The sequence below is a fragment of the Klebsiella sp. RC2 genome (assembly GCF_014192815.1).
Classification (GTDB): Bacteria; Pseudomonadota; Gammaproteobacteria; order Enterobacterales; family Enterobacteriaceae; genus Klebsiella; species Klebsiella variicola.
In genome coordinates this window covers 79,099-98,474 of the sequence record NZ_JACHYL010000009.1, presented here as the reverse complement: position 1 = coordinate 98,474, position 19,376 = coordinate 79,099, and the positions used below count along the sequence as shown (strand labels likewise).

Genomic DNA, 19,376 nt, shown 5'->3' with positions numbered 1-19,376 from the left:
CACTTCCGGCGAATTATGCGTATTATCCACAGATGCAGAGAATACAACGACATTTTCAAAACGGAACAGCGTTATGAGTGCAATCGCGCCTGGACTGGTACTCCTCGCCTACCTCTGCGGCTCCATTTCCAGCGCCATTCTGGTATGTCGCCTTGCTGGCCTGCCCGACCCACGCGACAGCGGCTCAGGCAACCCCGGGGCCACTAACGTACTACGAATTGGCGGAAAAGGGGCGGCCGTAGCGGTACTTATTTTTGATGTGCTGAAGGGCATGCTCCCGGTGTGGGGCGCCTGGGCGCTGGGCCTTACGCCGTTCTGGCTGGGGTTAGTGGCGATTGCCGCCTGCGTGGGCCATATCTGGCCAGTCTTCTTTCATTTCCGCGGCGGTAAAGGCGTCGCCACGGCCTTCGGCGCTATCGCCCCCATCGGTCTCGATCTGACCGGGGTGATGGCCGGTACCTGGCTGCTGACCATCCTGCTCAGCGGCTACTCATCCCTTGGCGCTATCGTCAGCGCGCTTATCGCGCCTTTCTACGTCTGGTGGTTTAAACCGCAGTACACTTTTCCGGTGTCGATGCTCTCCTGCCTGATCCTCCTGCGCCATCACGACAACATTCAGCGTCTGTGGCGCCGCCAGGAGAGCAAAATCTGGACCCGGATGAAGAAGAAAAAAGCGCCAGAGCAGAAATAATCTCCCCTCCCGGCCCCGTCTGCCGGGAGGATCCCCGGGCCTGTTTGCCCATCTCACCCGCACTTTTGCTCCACGTCGTCATGATACGCGGTAATCGCCGCATCCCCCTTTTATAACAACGCGTTATCGGCAACTAAAAGCAAAAGTTCCGCCGCCTGCTGGCATCGAGGACGGGCCCGCCCTCCCGCTTTATCCGCCGCGGCCAGTCAGCGGATAAGGATATTGACGGCAAAGATTATCCGGGTGAATAATCCGGAGCGGTTATACCGCTTTCCCCTCGCGCCCGTCGCGACGCGCCGGGTAACGAATGACATAAGCGTTTCGTATGACCGGGATAAACTCCCGCCGATCAATACTCATTGCTGCTGTTTTATCTTGATTTTGCAGGGGCGCAACATTGCACGGCACCGTGTTACCACCACTCAAAAAAGGCTGGCAGGCTACGCTGGATCTCCGCTTTCAGCAGGCCGGAGGCAAGACCGTTCTCGCCAGCGCCCAACACGTCGGCCCGCTGACCGTCCAGCGCCCGTTTTACCCGGAAGAAGAGACCTGTCACCTCTATCTGCTTCACCCGCCCGGTGGCATCGTCGGCGGTGATGAGCTGACAATTAGCGCCCATCTTGACCCCGGCTGCCATACGCTGATAACCATGCCTGGCGCCAGCAAGTTTTACCGCAGCAGCGGTGCGCAAGCGCTATTGCGCCAGCAGTTGACCCTCGCCCCGCAGACGACCCTGGAGTGGCTCCCGCAGGATGCCATCTTCTTTCCCGGGGCCAATGCCCGGCTGTCCACCACCTTTCATCTTTGCGCCTCCAGCACGCTGCTGGCATGGGATCTACTCTGCCTTGGCCGCCCGGTGATTGGTGAAACCTTCAGCCACGGCACCCTCAGCAACCGGCTGGAAGTGTGGGTGGATGAGATACCGCTGCTGGTTGAGCGCCTGCACCTGCAGGAGGGAGAGCTGTCCAGCGTCGCCGAACGTCCCTGGGTCGGCACTTTGCTGTGCTATCCGGCTACCGATGCCCTGCTCGACGGGGTGCGCGACGCGCTGGCGCCGCTCGGTCTCTACGCTGGCGCCAGCCTGACCGACCGCCTGCTGACGGTGCGTTTCCTCAGTGACGATAATCTGATTTGCCAACAGGTGATGCGCGACGTCTGGCAGTTTCTGCGCCCTCATCTCACCGGCAAATCCCCCGTACTTCCCCGAATCTGGCTGACTTAAGAGAACGTTATGGAACTGACCCCCCGAGAAAAAGACAAGCTGTTGCTGTTTACCGCCGCGCTGGTGGCGGAACGCCGCCTGGCCCGCGGCCTGAAGCTCAACTATCCGGAGTCCGTGGCCCTCATCAGCGCCTTTATTATGGAAGGCGCCCGCGACGGCAAAAGCGTGGCCTCACTGATGGAGGAAGGCCGTCACGTCCTGACCCGCGAGCAGGTGATGGAGGGCGTCCCGGAAATGATCCCGGATATCCAGGTCGAAGCCACCTTTCCGGACGGTTCGAAGCTGGTCACCGTTCACAACCCGATAATCTGAGGTAGCGCCATGATCCCCGGTGAATATCACGTTAAGCCCGGTCAGATAGCCCTGAATACCGGCCGGGCGACCTGCCGCGTGGTCGTTGAGAACCACGGCGATCGACCGATTCAGGTCGGTTCGCACTACCATTTCGCCGAGGTCAACCCGGCGCTGAAGTTCGACCGTCAGCAGGTCACTGGCTATCGTCTGAATATCCCGGCCGGCACGGCGGTACGTTTTGAACCCGGCCAGAAACGCGAGGTCGAGCTGGTGGCCTTCGCCGGTCACCGCGCTGTCTTCGGCTTCCGCGGCGAGGTCATGGGCCCTCTGGAGGCAAACGATGAGTAATATTTCACGCCAGGCCTATGCCGATATGTTCGGCCCCACCGTCGGCGACAAGGTGCGCCTGGCCGATACCGAGCTGTGGATCGAGGTGGAAGATGATTTGACCACCTACGGAGAAGAGGTCAAATTCGGCGGCGGCAAAGTGATCCGCGACGGGATGGGTCAGGGACAGATGCTGGCCGCCGACTGTGTCGACCTGGTGCTCACCAACGCGCTGATCGTTGATCACTGGGGGATCGTCAAGGCCGATATCGGCGTGAAGGACGGGCGGATCTTCGCCATCGGCAAAGCCGGTAATCCCGATATCCAGCCCAACGTCACCATCCCCATCGGCGCCGCGACGGAAGTGATTGCCGCCGAAGGCAAGATCGTCACCGCCGGCGGGATCGATACCCATATTCACTGGATCTGTCCGCAACAGGCGGAAGAGGCGCTGGTCTCCGGCGTGACCACCATGGTCGGCGGCGGCACCGGCCCGGCCGCGGGCACCCACGCCACCACCTGTACTCCGGGCCCGTGGTATATCTCACGCATGCTGCAGGCGGCCGACAGCCTGCCGGTCAATATCGGCCTGCTGGGCAAGGGCAACGTTTCTCAGCCGGATGCCCTGCGCGAGCAGGTGGCGGCGGGCGTCATTGGCCTGAAAATCCACGAGGACTGGGGCGCCACGCCGGCGGCGATCGACTGTGCGTTAACCGTCGCCGATGAAATGGACATTCAGGTCGCCCTGCACAGCGACACCCTCAATGAGTCCGGTTTTGTGGAAGACACCCTCGCCGCCATCGGCGGGCGCACTATTCACACCTTCCATACCGAAGGGGCCGGCGGCGGCCATGCGCCGGACATCATCACCGCCTGCGCCCACCCGAACATTTTACCGTCGTCCACCAACCCAACGCTGCCCTACACCCTCAACACCATCGATGAACATCTCGATATGCTGATGGTCTGCCACCATCTGGACCCGGACATTGCTGAGGACGTGGCCTTTGCCGAATCGCGCATTCGCCGGGAAACCATCGCCGCGGAAGACGTGCTGCACGACCTCGGCGCCTTCTCGCTCACCTCCTCCGATTCGCAGGCCATGGGTCGCGTCGGGGAAGTGGTCCTCCGCACCTGGCAGGTGGCGCACCGCATGAAGGTGCAGCGCGGAGCGCTGGCGGAAGAGACCGGGGATAACGACAACTTCCGTGTGAAGCGCTACATCGCCAAATACACTATCAACCCGGCGCTGACCCACGGCATCGCGCACGAAGTCGGATCCATTGAGGTGGGTAAGCTGGCGGACCTCGTAGTTTGGTCACCAGCCTTCTTTGGTGTGAAACCGGCCACCGTGATCAAAGGCGGCATGATCGCCATCGCGCCGATGGGCGATATCAATGCCTCGATTCCGACCCCGCAGCCGGTGCACTACCGTCCGATGTTTGGCGCCCTGGGCAGCGCCCGCCATCACTGCCGCCTCACCTTCCTGTCGCAGGCGGCGGCGGACAACGGCGTTGCCGAACGGCTGAACCTGCGCAGCGCGATCGCCGTGGTAAAAGGCTGCCGTACGGTGCAGAAAGCCGACATGGTGCACAACAGCCTGCAGCCTAACATCACCGTCGACGCGCAGACTTATGAGGTGCGGGTGGATGGCGAACTCATCACCAGCGAGCCGGCAGACGTTCTGCCGATGGCGCAACGATATTTTCTGTTTTAAGGAGAGCGGATGCTTTATTTAACTCAACGTCTGGAGACCCCCGCCGCCGCGACCGCCAGCGTTACGCTGCCGATTGACGTTCGCGTCAAAAGCCGGGTTAAGGTCACCCTCAACGATGGCCGGGAAGCCGGTCTGCTGCTGCCCCGCGGCCTGCTGCTGCGCGGCGGCGATGTGCTCAGCAACGAAGAAGGCACCGAGTTTGTGCAGGTGATTGCCGCTGATGAAGGGGTGTCGGTAGTGCGCTGCGACGATCCGTTTATGCTGGCGAAGGCCTGCTACCACCTCGGCAACCGTCACGTGCCGCTGCAGATCATGCCGGGCGAGCTGCGCTACCATCACGATCACGTGCTGGACGATATGCTGCGCCAGTTCGGCCTGACGGTGACCTTTGGCCAGCTGCCGTTCGAGCCGGAAGCCGGCGCTTACGCCAGCGAAAGCCACGGTCATCATCATGCTCATCATGCCCACCACGCTCACAGCCACTAGCATGTCGACAGCGGAACAACGCCTGCGGCTGATGCAGCTGGCCAGCAGCAACCTGCCGATAGGCGGTTACAGCTGGTCCCAGGGGCTGGAGTGGGCTGTGGAAGCCGGCTGGGTGCCGGACGTCGCGGCCTTCGAGCGCTGGCAGCGACGCCAGATGACGGAAGGCTTTTTTACCGTTGACCTGCCGCTGTTCGCCCGCCTGTACCGCGCCTGCGAACAAGGCGATATCGCTGCGGCCCAGCGCTGGACCGCCTATCTGCTGGCCTGCCGGGAAACTCGTGAACTGCGGGAGGAAGAGCGCAACCGCGGCGCGGCGTTTGCCCGTCTGCTGAGCGACTGGCAGCCGGACTGTCCGCCGGCGTGGCGCACGCTGTGCCAGCAAAGCCAGCTCGCCGGGATGGCCTGGCTCGGCGTGCGCTGGCGCATCGCGCTGCCCGAGATGGCCCTCAGCCTGGGCTACAGCTGGATTGAGAGCGCCGTGATGGCCGGCGTCAAGCTGGTGCCCTTCGGTCAGCAGGCCGCCCAGCAGCTGATTTTACGTCTTTGCGACCACTACGCGGCCGAGATGCCCCGCGCGCTGGCCGCGCCGGACGGCGATATCGGATCGGCCACCCCGCTCGCCGCTATCGCCTCGGCCCGGCATGAAACCCAATACTCCCGATTATTCCGTTCCTAGGAGAAGCCATGAACTCTTATAAACACCCGCTGCGCGTCGGCGTCGGCGGCCCGGTCGGCTCCGGTAAAACCGCTCTGCTGGAAGCGCTGTGCAAAGCGATGCGTGATACCTGGCAGCTGGCGGTGGTCACTAACGACATCTATACCAAAGAAGATCAGCGCATCCTCACCGAAGCGGGCGCGCTGGCGCCTGAACGCATCGTCGGTGTGGAAACCGGCGGCTGCCCGCATACGGCGATCCGCGAAGATGCCTCAATGAACCTCGCCGCCGTGGAAGCGCTGAGTGAAAAGTTCGGTAACCTCGACCTTATCTTCGTGGAAAGCGGCGGCGACAACCTGAGCGCCACCTTCAGCCCGGAGCTGGCGGATCTGACCATCTACGTCATCGACGTGGCCGAAGGGGAGAAGATCCCGCGCAAAGGCGGACCGGGGATCACCAAATCCGATTTCCTGGTGATCAATAAAACCGACCTTGCCCCCTATGTGGGCGCGTCGCTGGAGGTGATGGCAAGCGATACCCAGCGTATGCGCGGCGATCGCCCATGGACCTTCACCAACCTGAAGCAGGGCGACGGCCTGAGCACCATTATCGCCTTCCTTGAAGACAAAGGCATGCTCGGCAAATAGGCCTGTTGCACCAGCCGGGCGCAGGCGCGTCCGGATGGTGCAGCCCCTGCTCTCTCTTCTATCACCCTGCACCATCCTCCCCGCCACGCCTGCCCTGCAATATGGCATAAGGTTTGCTAATTCAAGTCATGCCTAACCATTAAGGAATGACTATGTCATCACTGGATCTCAACCCTGAATTACCTGCGACAACGCGGACTTCCGGCTCCCGGGAAACCTTAGAAGATTACACCTTACGTTATGCCCCGCTGAGCTTCCGCCGCTGGGGACCGGGCGTCGTCGCGGTCACGGCGCTGGGCGGCATCGCCTACCTGGCCGACTTTTCCATCGGCGCCAGCATCGGTATGGCCTGGGGCACCAGCAACGCCATCTATTCGATCCTGGTGGCGGCGCTGGTGATCTTCCTCACCGGCATTCCGCTGGCGATCACCGCCGCGCGCTACAACATTGACCTTGACCTGATCACCCGCAGCGCCGGCTTCGGCTATTTCGGCTCGGTGATCACCAGCATTATTTTTGCCGGCTTCACCTTTATCTTCTTCGCCCTCGAAGGCTCGATCATGGCCCAGGGGCTGCTGGTGGGCCTCGGGATCCCGCTGTGGATGGGGTATCTGATCGCCACCCTGATGGTGCTCCCGCTGGTGGTCTATGGCATGAAAGCCCTGACCCGCCTGCAGGTATGGACCACCCCGCTGTGGCTGGTGCTGATGGTGGTGCCGGTGGTGTGGCTGATTGTCAAAGATCCGCAGCTGGTGGACGGCTTCCTGCATTTCGCCGGTAAAAACAGCGCGTCGACGGTGGATATCACCGCCATCATGCTCGGCGCCGGGGTATGCCTGTCGCTGATCATGCAGATTGGCGAGCAAATTGATTACCTGCGCTTTATGCCGCCTAAGACCGCGGAGAACCGTAAAAGCTGGTGGCTGGCGGTCTTTTCCGCCGGCCCGGGCTGGGTGGTGTTAGGCGCGATCAAACAGATCATCGGCGCCTTCCTCGGCTTCTATCTGTTGACCCGTTTCCCGGCGGTGCACAATACCGAACCGGTGCAGCAGTTCGTCAGCGTCTTCGATAACCTGGTGCCCGGCTGGCTGGCCCTGACGCTGGCGGTGGTGCTGGTGGTGATCTCGCAGATAAAAATTAATGTCACCAATGCCTATTCAGGCTCGCTGGCGTGGACCAGCGCCTGGACCCGCACCACCAAACGCTATCCGGGACGGATTATTTTTGTGGTGGTCAACCTGGCGATTGCCCTGGCGCTGATGGAAGGCGATATGTTCAGCGCCTTGTCGTGGATCCTCGGCTTTTACTCCAACTTCGCCATCGCCTGGGTCGTGGTGGTGGCGACCGACATCACCTTTAATAAAGGCTTGCTCAAGCTGGCCCCGGCGCAGCCGGAGTATCGTCGCGGCATGATCTACAACGTTAACCCGGTGGGCGTGGTCTCCTTTGGTCTGGCCGCCGGGCTGTCGATCTGCGCCTTCTTCGGCCTGCTGGGCGCGACGCTGGCGCCGTTCTCGCCGCTGATTGCGCTGGTCGTCGCCTTTGTCATGACCCCGCTGATGGGACTCCTTACCCGCGGGCGCTACTATATTAAGCAGGTGGATGACGGCATCGCCGAGCCGCGCTATGACGCGGCGGGGAACGCCTCCACCACCGTGTATCAATGCGTTAGCTGTGAGGAAGAGTACGAGCGCCCGGATGTGATGCACTCACACAAGCATCAGGGAGCCATCTGCTCGCTGTGTAAAAGTATGGAGTAGTCAGGAAGGCAGGCCGACGTGACGTCGGCCTGTTTCAGGATGCGTTAGGCGGCAGGCAGCTCGGCCAGCGGCCAGCGCGGGCGAACCGTCACGCCGAGCTCGGCTTTGGCGCCGGTTTGCAGACGCACCATGCCGGCGTAGGCGATCATCGCGCCGTTGTCAGTACAGAACTCAGGGCGGGCGTAGAACACCTCGCCGCCGCGTTTTTGCATCATCTCCGCCAGCTTCGCCCGCAGGGTACGGTTGGCGCTCACGCCTCCCGCCATCACCAGACGCTTAAAGCCGGTTTGCTCCAGCGCGCGGCGACATTTAATCATCAGCGTATCGACGACCGCATCCTCAAATGCCCGGGCGATGTCGGCGCGAGTTTGCTCATCGTCGCCATTATTACGAATGGTGTTGGCGGCGAAAGTTTTCAGGCCTGAGAAGCTGAAATCGAGCCCCGGGCGGTCGGTCATCGGCCGCGGGAAGACAAAGCGGCCTTCGGTGCCCTGAGCGGCCATTTTCGACAGCATCGGCCCGCCGGGATAATCCAGTCCCAGCAGTTTCGCCGTCTTATCAAAGGCTTCGCCCGCCGCATCGTCAATCGACTCGCCCAGCAGTTCATACTGACCAATACCAGTGACGCTAATCAACTGGGTGTGGCCGCCGGAAACCAGCAGCGCGACGAACGGGAACGCCGGTGGGTTATCTTCCAGCATCGGCGCCAGCAGGTGCCCTTCCATATGGTGTACCGGGATCGCCGGCACGTTCCAGGCGAAGGCCAGCGACCGGCCAACGGTCGCCCCGACCAGCAGCGCGCCGACCAGGCCAGGACCCGCCGTATAGGCGACGGCGTCGATATCTTTCGCCGTCAGACCGGCTTCTTTCAGCGCCGCCTGGATCAGCGGCACCGTTTTGCGCACGTGGTCGCGCGATGCCAGCTCCGGCACCACGCCGCCGTAGTCCGCATGCAGTTTCACCTGACTATACAGTTGGTTGGCTAACAGACCTTGCTGGTCGTCATAAATCGCGATGCCGGTTTCATCGCAGGATGTTTCAATGCCCAGTACACGCATGAGTTGTTTTACCTCGCTTCAATACCGCGCAGTGTAGGTCCAATGACCGGCGATGTAAAACTTTGCTCACCCCTGGTGCTCTCTTCGTGTATACTCCTCACCCTTATAAAAGTCCCTTTCAAAAAAGGCGCCGGTGCTTTACAAAGCAGCAGTAGTTGCAGTAAAATTCCGCACCATTTTGAAATAAGCTGGCATTGCGGCCAGCGGCAAACCGAATTAATCAAAGGTGAGAGGCACATGCCGGTAATTAAAGTACGTGAAAACGAGCCGTTCGACGTAGCTCTGCGTCGCTTCAAGCGTTCCTGCGAAAAAGCAGGTGTTCTGGCGGAAGTTCGTCGTCGTGAGTTCTATGAAAAACCGACTACCGAACGTAAGCGCGCTAAAGCTTCTGCAGTGAAACGTCACGCGAAGAAACTGGCTCGCGAAAACGCACGCCGTACTCGTCTGTACTAATCTGTTGAGAGCGACGCTCTCAATTCAGACCGAGTTGTAGTTGTAAGGCCGTGCTTCCGAAAGGAATGCGCGGCTTATTTTCGTTTATAGTCATCAGAAATAACGGGGCTTATGGCTGGACGAATTCCACGTGTATTTATTAGCGATCTGCTTGCCAGAACCGACATCGTCGATCTGATCGATGCGCGGGTAAAGCTGAAAAAGCAGGGCAAAAATTTTCACGCGTGCTGTCCGTTCCATAACGAAAAAACCCCCTCTTTCACCGTCAACGGTGAAAAACAGTTTTACCACTGCTTCGGCTGCGGGGCGCACGGCAATGCTATCGACTTCCTGATGAACTACGACAAGCTCGAGTTCGTGGAAACGGTCGAAGAGCTGGCCGCCATGCATAACCTTGAAGTGCCTTATGAAGCAGGCAACGGACCCAGCCAGATAGAGCGCCATCAACGGCAGAACCTCTACCAGTTACTGGATGGGCTGAATGCGTTTTACCAACAGTCTCTGATGCAGCCCGCCGCCGACCCTGCGCGCCAGTACCTGGCAAAACGGGGGTTAAGCAGCGAGGTGATTACGCGCTTTGCCATCGGCTATGCTCCCCCGGGTTGGGATAACGTTTTAAAACGTTTTGGCGGCAATCAGGAAAACCGCCAGTCGCTTATTGATGCCGGCATGCTGGTCACCAACGATCAGGGACGCAGTTACGACCGCTTCCGCGAACGGGTGATGTTCCCCATCCGCGATAAGCGAGGCCGGGTAATTGGGTTTGGCGGACGAGTGCTGGGCGATGCCCTGCCGAAGTATCTGAACTCCCCGGAAACCGACATATTCCATAAAGGCCGTCAGCTGTATGGCCTGTATGAAGCGCAGCAGGACAATCCCGAACCACCGCGTTTGCTGGTTGTCGAAGGGTATATGGACGTCGTGGCGCTGGCGCAATACGACATCAACTATGCCGTGGCCTCGCTGGGCACCTCGACCACGGCCGACCATATCCAGCTGCTGTTTCGGGTGACCAATAACGTCATCTGCTGCTACGACGGCGACCGGGCCGGCCGCGATGCCGCCTGGCGCGCGCTGGAGACAGCGCTGCCGTACATGACCGATGGCCGCCAGCTGCGTTTTATGTTTCTGCCTGACGGCGAAGACCCGGATACGCTGGTGCGTAAAGAGGGCAAAGCGGCGTTTGAGGCGCGGATGGAGCAGGCTCAGCCGCTCTCCACGTTCTTGTTTAACAGCCTGCTGCCGCAGGTCGATCTGAGTACCCCGGACGGGCGCGCGCAGCTGAGCACGTTGGCGCTGCCGCTGATAACCCAGGTCCCGGGCGAAACGCTGCGCATCTACTTGCGTCAGGAGCTGGGCAACAAGCTGGGCATTTTAGATGACGCACAGCTTGAACGTTTAATGCCAAAACAGTCTGAAAATGGCGCGCCGCGTCCCGCGCCACAGCTAAAACGCACGACCATGCGTATACTGATAGGACTGCTGGTGCAAAACCCGGATCTGGCGCCGTTAGTCCCGCCGCTGGAGGGACTGGACTCGCGCAAAATGCCAGGCCTTAGCCTGTTCAGCGAGTTGGTGAAAAGCTGTCTGGCGCAGCCTGGTCTGACGACCGGGCAACTTTTAGAGCAATATCGCGGCACAAAAGAGGCTGCAACCCTTGAAAAACTGTCGATGTGGGACGATATAGCAGATAAAGATATCGCTGAAAAAACCTTCACCGACTCGCTTAACCATATGTTTGATTCACTGCTGGAACTGCGACAGGAAGAGTTGATAGCTCGCGATCGCACACACGGTTTAAGCAGTGAAGAACGCCGGGAGCTCTGGACCATCAGCCAGGAGCTGGCGAAAAAATAAATGACAGACAATATCCTTCACGTTGTATCAAAGCAGTAAGAAAACGCAGAACAACGTGAAGGAAAAGTATTTAACGGCTTAAGTGCCGAGTATCGATCGGGAAGCCCCCGACAGCCGCGCAGAGGCGCAGCGGCAATAATATAAGTACGCCCTCGCTTTAAATGTCGACAGCCCGCCTGCCGACACCAATCAAACGAATTAAGTGTGGATACCGTCTTATGGAGCAAAACCCGCAGTCACAGCTGAAGCTTCTTGTCCAACGTGGTAAGGAGCAAGGCTATCTGACCTATGCCGAGGTCAATGACCATCTGCCGGAAGATATCGTCGATTCCGATCAGATCGAAGACATCATCCAAATGATCAACGACATGGGTATTCAGGTGATGGAAGAAGCACCGGATGCCGATGATCTGATGCTTGCCGAAAACACCGCGGATGAAGATGCTGCCGAAGCTGCCGCGCAGGTGCTCTCCAGCGTGGAATCCGAAATCGGACGCACGACCGACCCGGTGCGCATGTACATGCGTGAAATGGGTACCGTAGAGCTGCTGACCCGTGAAGGCGAAATCGACATCGCCAAACGCATCGAAGATGGGATCAACCAGGTCCAGTGCTCCGTTGCCGAATACCCGGAAGCGATCACCTACCTGCTTGAGCAGTACGACCGCGTCGAAGCGGAAGAAGCCCGTCTGTCCGATCTGATCACCGGTTTCGTCGATCCGAACGCCGAAGAAGACATGGCGCCGACCGCCACGCACGTTGGCTCCGAGCTGTCTCAGGAAGAGATGGATGACGACGAAGACGAAGATGAAGATGACGACGCCGACGACAACAGCGATGACGACAACAGCATCGACCCAGAGCTGGCCCGTGAGAAGTTCGCCGAGCTGCGTACCCAGTACGAGCTGACGCGCGACACCATCAAAGCCAAAGGTCGTAGCCATGCCGCCGCGCAGGAAGAGATCCTGAAGCTGTCTGAAGTCTTCAAGCAGTTCCGCCTAGTGCCGAAGCAGTTCGATTACCTGGTCAACAGCATGCGCAGCATGATGGATCGCGTTCGTACTCAGGAACGTATCATCATGAAGCTGTGCGTTGAGCAGTGCAAAATGCCGAAGAAAAACTTCATCACGCTGTTCACCGGCAACGAAACCAGCGAAACCTGGTTCAACGCTGCGGTGGCAATGAACAAGCCGTGGTCCGAGAAGCTGCTGGAAGTGAAAGAAGACGTGCAGCGCGGCCTGCAGAAGCTGCAGCAGATCGAAGAAGAGACCGGCCTGACCATCGAACAGGTGAAAGACATCAACCGTCGCATGTCCATCGGTGAAGCGAAAGCCCGCCGTGCGAAGAAAGAGATGGTGGAAGCGAACTTGCGTCTGGTTATCTCTATCGCCAAGAAATACACCAACCGTGGTCTGCAGTTCCTCGATCTGATTCAGGAAGGCAACATCGGTCTGATGAAAGCGGTTGATAAGTTCGAATACCGTCGCGGCTACAAGTTCTCGACCTACGCGACCTGGTGGATCCGTCAGGCGATCACCCGCTCCATCGCGGATCAGGCGCGCACCATCCGTATTCCGGTGCATATGATTGAGACCATTAACAAGCTCAACCGTATCTCCCGTCAGATGCTGCAGGAGATGGGCCGTGAACCGACCCCGGAAGAGCTGGCTGAGCGTATGCTGATGCCGGAAGACAAAATCCGTAAGGTGCTGAAGATCGCCAAAGAGCCTATCTCCATGGAAACGCCGATCGGCGACGATGAAGATTCGCATCTGGGGGATTTCATCGAGGATACCACCCTCGAGCTGCCGCTGGATTCCGCGACCACCGAGAGCCTGCGTGCGGCAACGCACGACGTGCTGGCCGGCCTTACCGCTCGTGAAGCGAAAGTCCTGCGTATGCGTTTCGGTATCGACATGAACACCGACCACACGCTGGAAGAAGTGGGTAAACAGTTCGACGTTACCCGCGAACGTATCCGTCAGATCGAAGCGAAGGCGCTGCGTAAACTGCGCCACCCGAGCCGTTCTGAAGTGCTGCGTAGCTTCCTCGACGATTAATCGTCGCGGGACATCGTCCACAGCCGGTTAAAAAGCTCCCTGCGGGGAGCTTTTTTTATGGCGTTCAGGTGGCCATCCGGGGAAAGTCGCCTCTCTCCGCTACTGGCCGCGGGTCGCCAGGGCATCATCCAGTTCACGATAGGCCGCCACCAGCTTATCGAGCGTCGCCCGGTTTAAGCCGCTGGGATTGGGCAGCACCCAGACCTGGGTCGTCCCGATGGTCATAGCCTGTTTCCCCCACTTCGCGCCGCGCTGGTTAAAGGCCAGCTCGAAGGCCTGCTTGCCGAGCACCGCCAGCGCCTGCGGCTGATACTCCTCAATCTTCCTCACCAGCTCACGGCCGCCGCTGCGCAACTCCTGCAGGGCGACCTCGCTGGCCTGCACCGTCGGACGCTCTACCAGCATGGTGATGCCGCAGCGCGTATCCAGCAGCTGCAGCTCCTCTTCCGGCCTGAGCTGTCGATCGGTGAATCCGGCCTGATGGATGACCTTCCAGAAGCGATTGCCAGGATGGGCAAAATGAAAGCCGGTATGGGCGGAGGACTTCCCCGGGTTGATACCGCAAAAGACAACGCGCAGGCCCGGCGCAAGGATATCGCTAATCATGTTTTCTCCGGCTGTATGGCTAAAACATGATTATAAAGGATTGAAAATGCATTGTTTATAAAAACAGCAGCTGCGCGCTTTACGCTGGATTGCAACCGTCAGTTACTTTATAATCCCTCGCCACGGCCCCTTAGCTCAGTGGTTAGAGCAGGCGACTCATAATCGCTTGGTCGTTGGTTCAAACCCAACAGGGGCCACCAGACACAGCAAGGGCTGGCGAGAAATCGCCGGCCCTTTTGCTTTTTTCGGGGTCCCATGGGGGTGCCATCTATAAGTAAGGTTAGGTATAAGTCGCTTGGTAACTTTGGCGATACCATCGAGCCTAAACGAGAAAAAAGCCGCAAACGCGGCTTAAATAAAACTGACTGCTTTAAAGACCAAGACTTCTTTTCACTAACTCACCAACGATCGGCCACATAACCGGTTGTATGGATTCCCAGGCCGGGCCGCAAACCTTAGCCAGTAAAGATTTGGCTTCTTTACCATCACCTTCATTAGCTGCTGCGACAGCTGCTTCAATATCAGAGCGATGAGCGCTGTTAACTACCTGCCCCTGTTCTTCAAGGATGGAAATCAACTTTGAAACTATTTCAGAATCGGAACTGCTTGTAATGTTTTGAGCCTGAGAGACGACCTCCCCCTGCCCTAATTGCGTATTGCTGAAATGACCGCCGGTGATAGTCAGATTATTGACTATGCGTTGAACACGTTGCGGGCGGTTTGGTACTTTTCTGGACTCCTTGTATCCAGCCTCCGTCAAATAAACGAACTCACGTAGACTATAAGAACCAATGATGACCACAGAACTATTGTGATCATTATCAAACATTTTCATTGGCCCGGTTCCGATTAGCTTACCTTTTTCGAGATCGCCAAAGGCAACTTCAAAATCTACAGATGTAAAATCAGCGACGTTGCATACTGCAGTCGCTAGCGCATTGATATTCGGGCCTTCATAACCATTTTTTAAATCCTGTGCAGTTAACCCACGATCTGTAAAATCTGCCAGTAAGGTACCCAAAATCTGTTTTGCTGCTTCGTCTAATTGTCCGGCCATCAAAGTTACCTTTTTTGAGTGAAGTCCCTCTTATAAATATGGTTAAAATTCAATAATTCAACAGCTGATTTATGGATTTTAACCGTCTGCCCTATCTTGGCGGAATGGGCTTCTGCCAGTGGAAAGTACTGGCCGCCATCCGCCTAGGGTATCGTGCTTTAGCTGCCAGTGCAGTATCAACACGGGTGCGGATAACCAGCCGCTCCTGCCCATTAAGACTGAATCCACGCAGATCCGCAGCGGTCTCAATTGCAGCTATTAGAGTTTCATGTTTTAACATCGTCCCTCCGACTCAGTTAATGGTCTGGCTCTGCATAGCAAAAAGATGCTCATTTTCCGTAAGTGCGCTTTGCATATGTTCCTGCCAGCCATGCATAATTTTATTTGCAGTTCCCGGGTAAGCTCTCAAAAAGGCTTTAAGTACGTTATCAGTGAGTTTTTTTTCCAGACTCCAGCCCTGAATAAACTGCCGGAACAGTGGGTAAGTTTTTTCATGCTCCTTGTTCTGCCATAGAGCAACGACGACTTCGAACGGTGGGACAACATAAACCACCTCAACGGGTAGTGGATCGTAATTTGTCGGTATCATCACCTTACGGGTAAATACCTCTCCTTCCGGCCAGAGTCTCACCTGATTTGTCAAAGCTGATCCTCCACATAGATACCAGCGGAGATAATTGCGCCACCAATTCGGCGTTTGCCGTATAGAAGGCCTACCGGGTAGCCCTGCGAGGCTGTATTAGTGACACCGCCAAAGGCATAGCTGGCTTTATTATCGGAGGACTCTTTACGGGCTAAACCTCCGGGTTGAGGGGAAAGCATCTGGATAACACCGCCAGCCATCATAGAGCCACCAGCGACCATCAGGTTAACACCCCATGGCTGATCGAAAACAAAGGTTGCAATAGCTCCCGCGGCGACGAGCACGGCACCCATTATTGTCTGAAGCAAACCGGATTTTTTGCTGCCGGCAATAACCGGGACAATGCGAATAGCCTCACCCGTTACCGGATAACCCAAATCATCGGCGCCAATATTTCTCTTGCCCCTGAAAACAGCAAAGGTCAGCCCCTTATCTTTGCTATCAATCATGAATCTCTCAAAACCCGGAATTGTCGCCGCTAATGCCACGCCTGCTTCCTGAGTCGTTCTGATTACTCGGTGGTGAACACGGCCGAACGTCTTAGCTAATACACCACTAAGTTCAATACGGGTCATCACTTCTTTACTTTGCATTCTGTATTTCTCCTTTAAAGTAAATTGCCGCCAATGCTATTTTTAGGTCGTAATACTTTCTCTTACAGCTGCTGCCCGACTCAGGCGGAATATCCTGCAGGCGCTTTGAGACCGTCTGTCGGTGAATCCCGGTGACGTCGGCCAGTTCAGTAATTGTCAGCCGTATTGTTTTCACCATCCCCCCGATGATGATGAACAAAAAACATACAAACCATCATCATTGCCACTTTTTAAGATTCTCATGTATTTAAAATCAATCGGTTAGCGAATGATGATGATGACCTTAGAATTCAAAAACCAGCCGTTTCCCGCGAGCGCGCCGCCCCGTGGAAGGTCGCCCCGCCCGGAGGACCCACGAGAAATGGGCAGCCGTGGCCGCCCCTCTGCTCTTATGCCCCACTCGATTTGACCAGCCCGCGGTAGTCCAGCGCAGCCACACCTGCATCGATGCGCACCTTCCAGGCGATACCATCAACGGTGAAGCCCTCCTGCTGCTCAAGATATGGCGTATCCATCCCGTCGAGATAAGCCACCTCGATAGTGTCTGTGCCCTGTGCCGCCGCAACATACCACTGCTTGTTGTCTGACTTATCCAGTCGCGGCTCAACCACAACCTGAGCCATATCTTTAACCACGTTAATGATGCCGGAGTTCTGGTTCAGTGTGCCGTCCTGATCCACCGGGAACAGCGAGGAAGATGAGAGCACCGCGCGATTGGCTGCCCCTTCCAGCGCCGCAGGAACGAGAATATAGGCAGGAATGACATTGATCGGATCGCCGTTCGCGTCTTCCTGCAGGCGCATAGCCTTACGGGCTTCATTAAGTCCGTCAGTATCCATCCCTTTAGCGATGAGGTTTTTATGGTCGGCATGGAATAGCGGCTTACCGTCTGTAAACTTGCTGTTCGCAGTCAGGTTCAGATAGACCAGATTACCTACAGTACGCGCTGCAGCACGGCCCATAGCCTGAGGAACGGTCGTCAGTTGGCTCAAATCGTCATTGATGATGGCCTGGCGGGTAATGGAGAAGATATTGCCATACGTCGCAAGCGCGATAGGTACGCCGCTGTCACTGGTAGTGACATATTTGTATTCAGCCCCCTCTGGCACCTTTTCCAGCTCAGAAAAGCCATTCAGCCCAACGCGCTTGGCTTCATGGAAGTTGGATAGCGAGCCGGTTTTCGTCCACTGCTGGAAAGTTTCACCGCTGTTCTGCCAGCCTGTAAGAACAGATTTCTCAGCGCCACCAGCAAGGATATGGGAAAAGTCGCTGGTACTGTGCGTAAAGGCCAGATTCACAATTTGCGAGCGGTTGCCAAAGCCGCTGATACTAATGCCACGATCCACCAGCGATGCCTGAGCCATATCAAACAGGCTCATCATGGCATAAGGGTTCCCGCGTTCGGCGCGTTCGTGACCCAGACGGGAATAAAGCCCCTGGCGGATAGCGTCGCCGGTGATGTTGCCGTTACCAGCGTAAATGTGTGAATAAGTGCTTTTGTTCGATGGGGTCGCACTCTTGCCCAGGGCAGTCAGCAGCATGTCTTTCGCTTTTTCCGGCGTGCAGTCCACATCTTCCAGGCACTGAATTTTCAGTGAATCATGCTTACCGCCGAACATAGCAAACAGGTCTTTAATCCCGTTGATACGGTTCTGTTCCGGCACCGCACTACTGGTGGAACCTTTCGGACCGGTGATCATCCCTTTAATCTCTTTTGGCATATGCTCAAAATCCTCAATTCGTTTCGATTCAATACAGGCCATTGCGCTGACCGCCGGTAACAACTCATCGGCGAATCCCTGCGCTACACATTCACGACCATCCATCCAGGTCTCATCCTCCAGCATGGCCGCCAGCACTTCAGCAGACTTGCCAGTTTTGCGGGCGTAAGCCGGGATCAGGACGTTTTCAACTTTATCCAGCAGCTCGGCATAGTCGCGCATATCGTTGGCATTACCACCGGAGATTCCCCACGGCTTGTGGATCATCATGAGTGCGTTTTCCGGCATAACGATGCGGTCACCGGCCATCGCAATGACTGAGGCCATAGAGGCAGCCAGGCCATCGATATGCACTGTGACTTTTGCAGGGTGTTTATTCAGAAGGTTGTAGATAGCGATGCCGTCGAACACGTCACCGCCGGGTGAGTGGATGTGAAGGCTGATATGGGAAATATCGCCCAGGGCTTTCAGGTCTTCAGAGAACTGTTGAGCAGTGATACCCCAGCCGCCGATCTCCTCATAAATACTGATATTGGCGCTGGTGGCATCGCTGGCTGCTTTGATGGTGTACCAGGATTTCATACCCAGGCCCCCAGCGTCTGGTGATGCCAGTAGTTAACGCTGCTGCGCACAATCTGGCCTTTCGTTGGTACGGGCATATCCGGGTGATTCTTACGGATGAATGCCTGATACGCCTCTATTTTTTTCATGGTTTCAGCATCGATATGAACCGTACCGCCTTTATCGTGCTGCTTATTGCTTCGTTCTGCCATCCTCTTACCCTTATCGTGTCTAGTGGTATACGCGCCATCATTGATCGATTAAAGTGGTAAGTAAAATTATTTTTATCAGAAAAACAGGTTAATTAGATTTAGAGTCAAAAAAACCGGGTTTCCCCGGCAATTTGGTTTATGCCCTGCTACTGATCTTTCTTGCCCTTGTAATCCCTGATCTGGAAGAGCCAGTAACCCAGTGTGGATGAGGTATCGCAAATGTAGTCATTAACCCTGCTGCTTGGTTTTGAACCTCGTCTGATTTTATCGAGAGATGACAGATACACATCGTTAATGGCTGGTTCAATGAAGGCTGATTCAAACTCTGACAACTCCCCCCGCGCTTTCTGTTTCTGAATCCTTTTGCGTTCCTCCTGCACGTAGTCCTTCAGGTCAGTTATCTGCCCGGTAATTTCGGGATCTGCTTTAAAACGCGGATATTGTTCACCAAGCGCTTTCTCAATCACCTCAAGGCGATTTTTGATTTCATTTAACCGTTGCATTGTTCCCTCCAGGTATTGCTGGTGTAAAAAAATAAAAATATACGCTTAAGTGTTCACCCGTTCACCTTATCAATTTTAATTATTAAATTCATATGGTTAAGCAGTGAACACTATGTTTTTATGTGTTCACAAGTATTCACCTGCCCCTTCACCTTCCAGAACAAAAAACAATCAAAAGGTGAACAGGTGAATACTTTGGTGAAGACTTAATAAATAAGTGTTCACCCCTTAACACCATGTAATTAATATATAT

General features: G+C 56.6%; 22 protein-coding genes and 1 tRNA gene. 14 read left to right on the top strand and 9 right to left on the bottom strand.

All coding sequences use genetic code 11. The features are described from left to right. The first annotated feature begins 73 nt into the window (after nucleotides 1-73). Nucleotides 74-691 (top strand): glycerol-3-phosphate 1-O-acyltransferase PlsY, encoded by a 618-nt coding sequence (plsY, locus tag FHW76_RS23645; protein WP_008806530.1) that lies wholly within the window; start codon nucleotides 74-76, stop codon nucleotides 689-691. A 155-nt stretch (nucleotides 692-846) separates the two neighbouring features. Continuing rightward, on the top strand, nucleotides 847-942 hold the full coding sequence (locus tag FHW76_RS26725) for a hypothetical protein (protein ID WP_394852814.1): 96 nt from the start codon (nucleotides 847-849) through the stop codon (nucleotides 940-942). A 10-nt stretch (nucleotides 943-952) separates the two neighbouring features. On the opposite strand, the gene FHW76_RS23640 is transcribed toward FHW76_RS26725, so the two are convergent. Next, a complete protein-coding gene (locus FHW76_RS23640) occupies nucleotides 953-1,099 on the bottom strand; it encodes a hypothetical protein (RefSeq protein WP_012540536.1) in 147 nt (48 codons plus the stop codon). Here FHW76_RS23640 and FHW76_RS23635 point away from each other — a divergent pair. From FHW76_RS23635 to FHW76_RS23600, 8 genes are all read left to right on the top strand, one after another. After that, complete coding sequence (locus FHW76_RS23635; RefSeq protein ID WP_022064950.1) at nucleotides 1,089-1,913, top strand: urease accessory protein UreD; 825 nt, start codon at nucleotides 1,089-1,091, stop codon at nucleotides 1,911-1,913. The genes FHW76_RS23640 and FHW76_RS23635 overlap by 11 nt on opposite strands. A gap of 9 nt (nucleotides 1,914-1,922) precedes the next feature. Continuing rightward, nucleotides 1,923-2,225, top strand: a complete 303-nt coding sequence (locus FHW76_RS23630; RefSeq protein ID WP_002916871.1) for an urease subunit gamma — start codon at nucleotides 1,923-1,925, stop codon at nucleotides 2,223-2,225. A gap of 9 nt (nucleotides 2,226-2,234) precedes the next feature. Next, on the top strand, nucleotides 2,235-2,555 hold the full coding sequence (locus FHW76_RS23625) for an urease subunit beta (protein ID WP_008806532.1): 321 nt from the start codon (nucleotides 2,235-2,237) through the stop codon (nucleotides 2,553-2,555). After that, nucleotides 2,548-4,251, top strand: coding sequence for an urease subunit alpha (ureC, locus tag FHW76_RS23620; protein WP_008806533.1), 1,704 nt, complete (start codon nucleotides 2,548-2,550; stop codon nucleotides 4,249-4,251). The genes FHW76_RS23625 and ureC overlap by 8 nt, the downstream gene beginning before the upstream one ends. A 9-nt stretch (nucleotides 4,252-4,260) precedes the next feature. Then, entirely contained in the window at nucleotides 4,261-4,737 is a 477-nt protein-coding gene (ureE, locus tag FHW76_RS23615) for an urease accessory protein UreE (RefSeq protein ID WP_008806534.1), read from the top strand. Between the two features lies 1 nt (nucleotide 4,738). Continuing rightward, complete coding sequence (locus tag FHW76_RS23610) at nucleotides 4,739-5,413, top strand: urease accessory protein UreF (RefSeq protein ID WP_008806535.1); 675 nt, start codon at nucleotides 4,739-4,741, stop codon at nucleotides 5,411-5,413. An 8-nt stretch (nucleotides 5,414-5,421) separates the two neighbouring features. Beyond that, nucleotides 5,422-6,039 carry an urease accessory protein UreG gene (gene ureG / locus FHW76_RS23605; protein ID WP_002916877.1) on the top strand — a complete coding sequence of 206 codons (618 nt, stop codon included), beginning with the start codon at nucleotides 5,422-5,424 and terminating at the stop codon, nucleotides 6,037-6,039. Nucleotides 6,040-6,191: 152 nt separating this feature from the next. Then, nucleotides 6,192-7,799: a cytosine permease gene (locus FHW76_RS23600; protein WP_004181356.1), complete on the top strand. Its 1,608-nt coding sequence runs from the start codon at nucleotides 6,192-6,194 to the stop codon at nucleotides 7,797-7,799. Nucleotides 7,800-7,843: 44 nt separating this feature from the next. Here the strand turns inward: FHW76_RS23600 and tsaD are convergent, their stop codons facing one another. Next, nucleotides 7,844-8,857, bottom strand: coding sequence for a tRNA (adenosine(37)-N6)-threonylcarbamoyltransferase complex transferase subunit TsaD (tsaD, locus tag FHW76_RS23595; RefSeq protein WP_008806537.1), 1,014 nt, complete (start codon nucleotides 8,855-8,857; stop codon nucleotides 7,844-7,846). A gap of 237 nt (nucleotides 8,858-9,094) precedes the next feature. On the opposite strand from tsaD, the gene rpsU reads away from it, so the two are divergent. The 3 genes from rpsU to rpoD all read left to right on the top strand — a co-directional run bounded on the left by rpsU (nucleotide 9,095) and on the right by rpoD (nucleotide 13,227). Then, nucleotides 9,095-9,310 (top strand): 30S ribosomal protein S21, encoded by a 216-nt coding sequence (gene rpsU / locus FHW76_RS23590; protein ID WP_001144069.1) that lies wholly within the window; start codon nucleotides 9,095-9,097, stop codon nucleotides 9,308-9,310. A gap of 111 nt (nucleotides 9,311-9,421) precedes the next feature. Continuing rightward, entirely contained in the window at nucleotides 9,422-11,167 is a 1,746-nt protein-coding gene (gene dnaG / locus FHW76_RS23585; protein ID WP_008806538.1) for a DNA primase, read from the top strand. A 218-nt stretch (nucleotides 11,168-11,385) separates the two neighbouring features. Continuing rightward, a complete protein-coding gene (rpoD, locus tag FHW76_RS23580; protein WP_008806539.1) occupies nucleotides 11,386-13,227 on the top strand; it encodes an RNA polymerase sigma factor RpoD in 1,842 nt (613 codons plus the stop codon). Nucleotides 13,228-13,326: 99 nt separating this feature from the next. Here the strand turns inward: rpoD and mug are convergent, their stop codons facing one another. Next, nucleotides 13,327-13,833: a G/U mismatch-specific DNA glycosylase gene (mug, locus tag FHW76_RS23575; protein WP_002917636.1), complete on the bottom strand. Its 507-nt coding sequence runs from the start codon at nucleotides 13,831-13,833 to the stop codon at nucleotides 13,327-13,329. Between the two features lie 124 nt (nucleotides 13,834-13,957). Here mug and FHW76_RS23570 point away from each other — a divergent pair. Continuing rightward, nucleotides 13,958-14,033 (top strand) — tRNA-Ile (locus FHW76_RS23570). A 170-nt stretch (nucleotides 14,034-14,203) separates the two neighbouring features. Here the strand turns inward: FHW76_RS23570 and FHW76_RS23565 are convergent. The 6 genes from FHW76_RS23565 to FHW76_RS23540 form a co-directional block, all read right to left on the bottom strand. Continuing rightward, nucleotides 14,204-14,890: a hypothetical protein gene (locus FHW76_RS23565; protein WP_064166682.1), complete on the bottom strand. Its 687-nt coding sequence runs from the start codon at nucleotides 14,888-14,890 to the stop codon at nucleotides 14,204-14,206. A 292-nt stretch (nucleotides 14,891-15,182) separates the two neighbouring features. Further along, a complete protein-coding gene (locus FHW76_RS23560) occupies nucleotides 15,183-15,533 on the bottom strand; it encodes a phage tail assembly chaperone (protein WP_258315909.1) in 351 nt (116 codons plus the stop codon). Continuing rightward, complete coding sequence (locus FHW76_RS23555) at nucleotides 15,530-16,126, bottom strand: tail assembly protein (RefSeq protein ID WP_147716112.1); 597 nt, start codon at nucleotides 16,124-16,126, stop codon at nucleotides 15,530-15,532. The genes FHW76_RS23560 and FHW76_RS23555 overlap by 4 nt, the downstream gene beginning before the upstream one ends. 389 nt (nucleotides 16,127-16,515) lie before the next feature. Then, nucleotides 16,516-18,429, bottom strand: a complete 1,914-nt coding sequence (locus tag FHW76_RS23550; RefSeq protein ID WP_064166685.1) for a ClpP-like prohead protease/major capsid protein fusion protein — start codon at nucleotides 18,427-18,429, stop codon at nucleotides 16,516-16,518. Further along, nucleotides 18,426-18,620, bottom strand: coding sequence for a hypothetical protein (locus FHW76_RS23545; protein ID WP_064166686.1), 195 nt, complete (start codon nucleotides 18,618-18,620; stop codon nucleotides 18,426-18,428). Before FHW76_RS23545 ends, FHW76_RS23550 begins: the two co-directional genes overlap by 4 nt. A gap of 146 nt (nucleotides 18,621-18,766) precedes the next feature. Further along, nucleotides 18,767-19,123 (bottom strand): hypothetical protein, encoded by a 357-nt coding sequence (locus FHW76_RS23540; protein ID WP_183477039.1) that lies wholly within the window; start codon nucleotides 19,121-19,123, stop codon nucleotides 18,767-18,769. Nucleotides 19,124-19,376 lie beyond the last annotated feature (253 nt).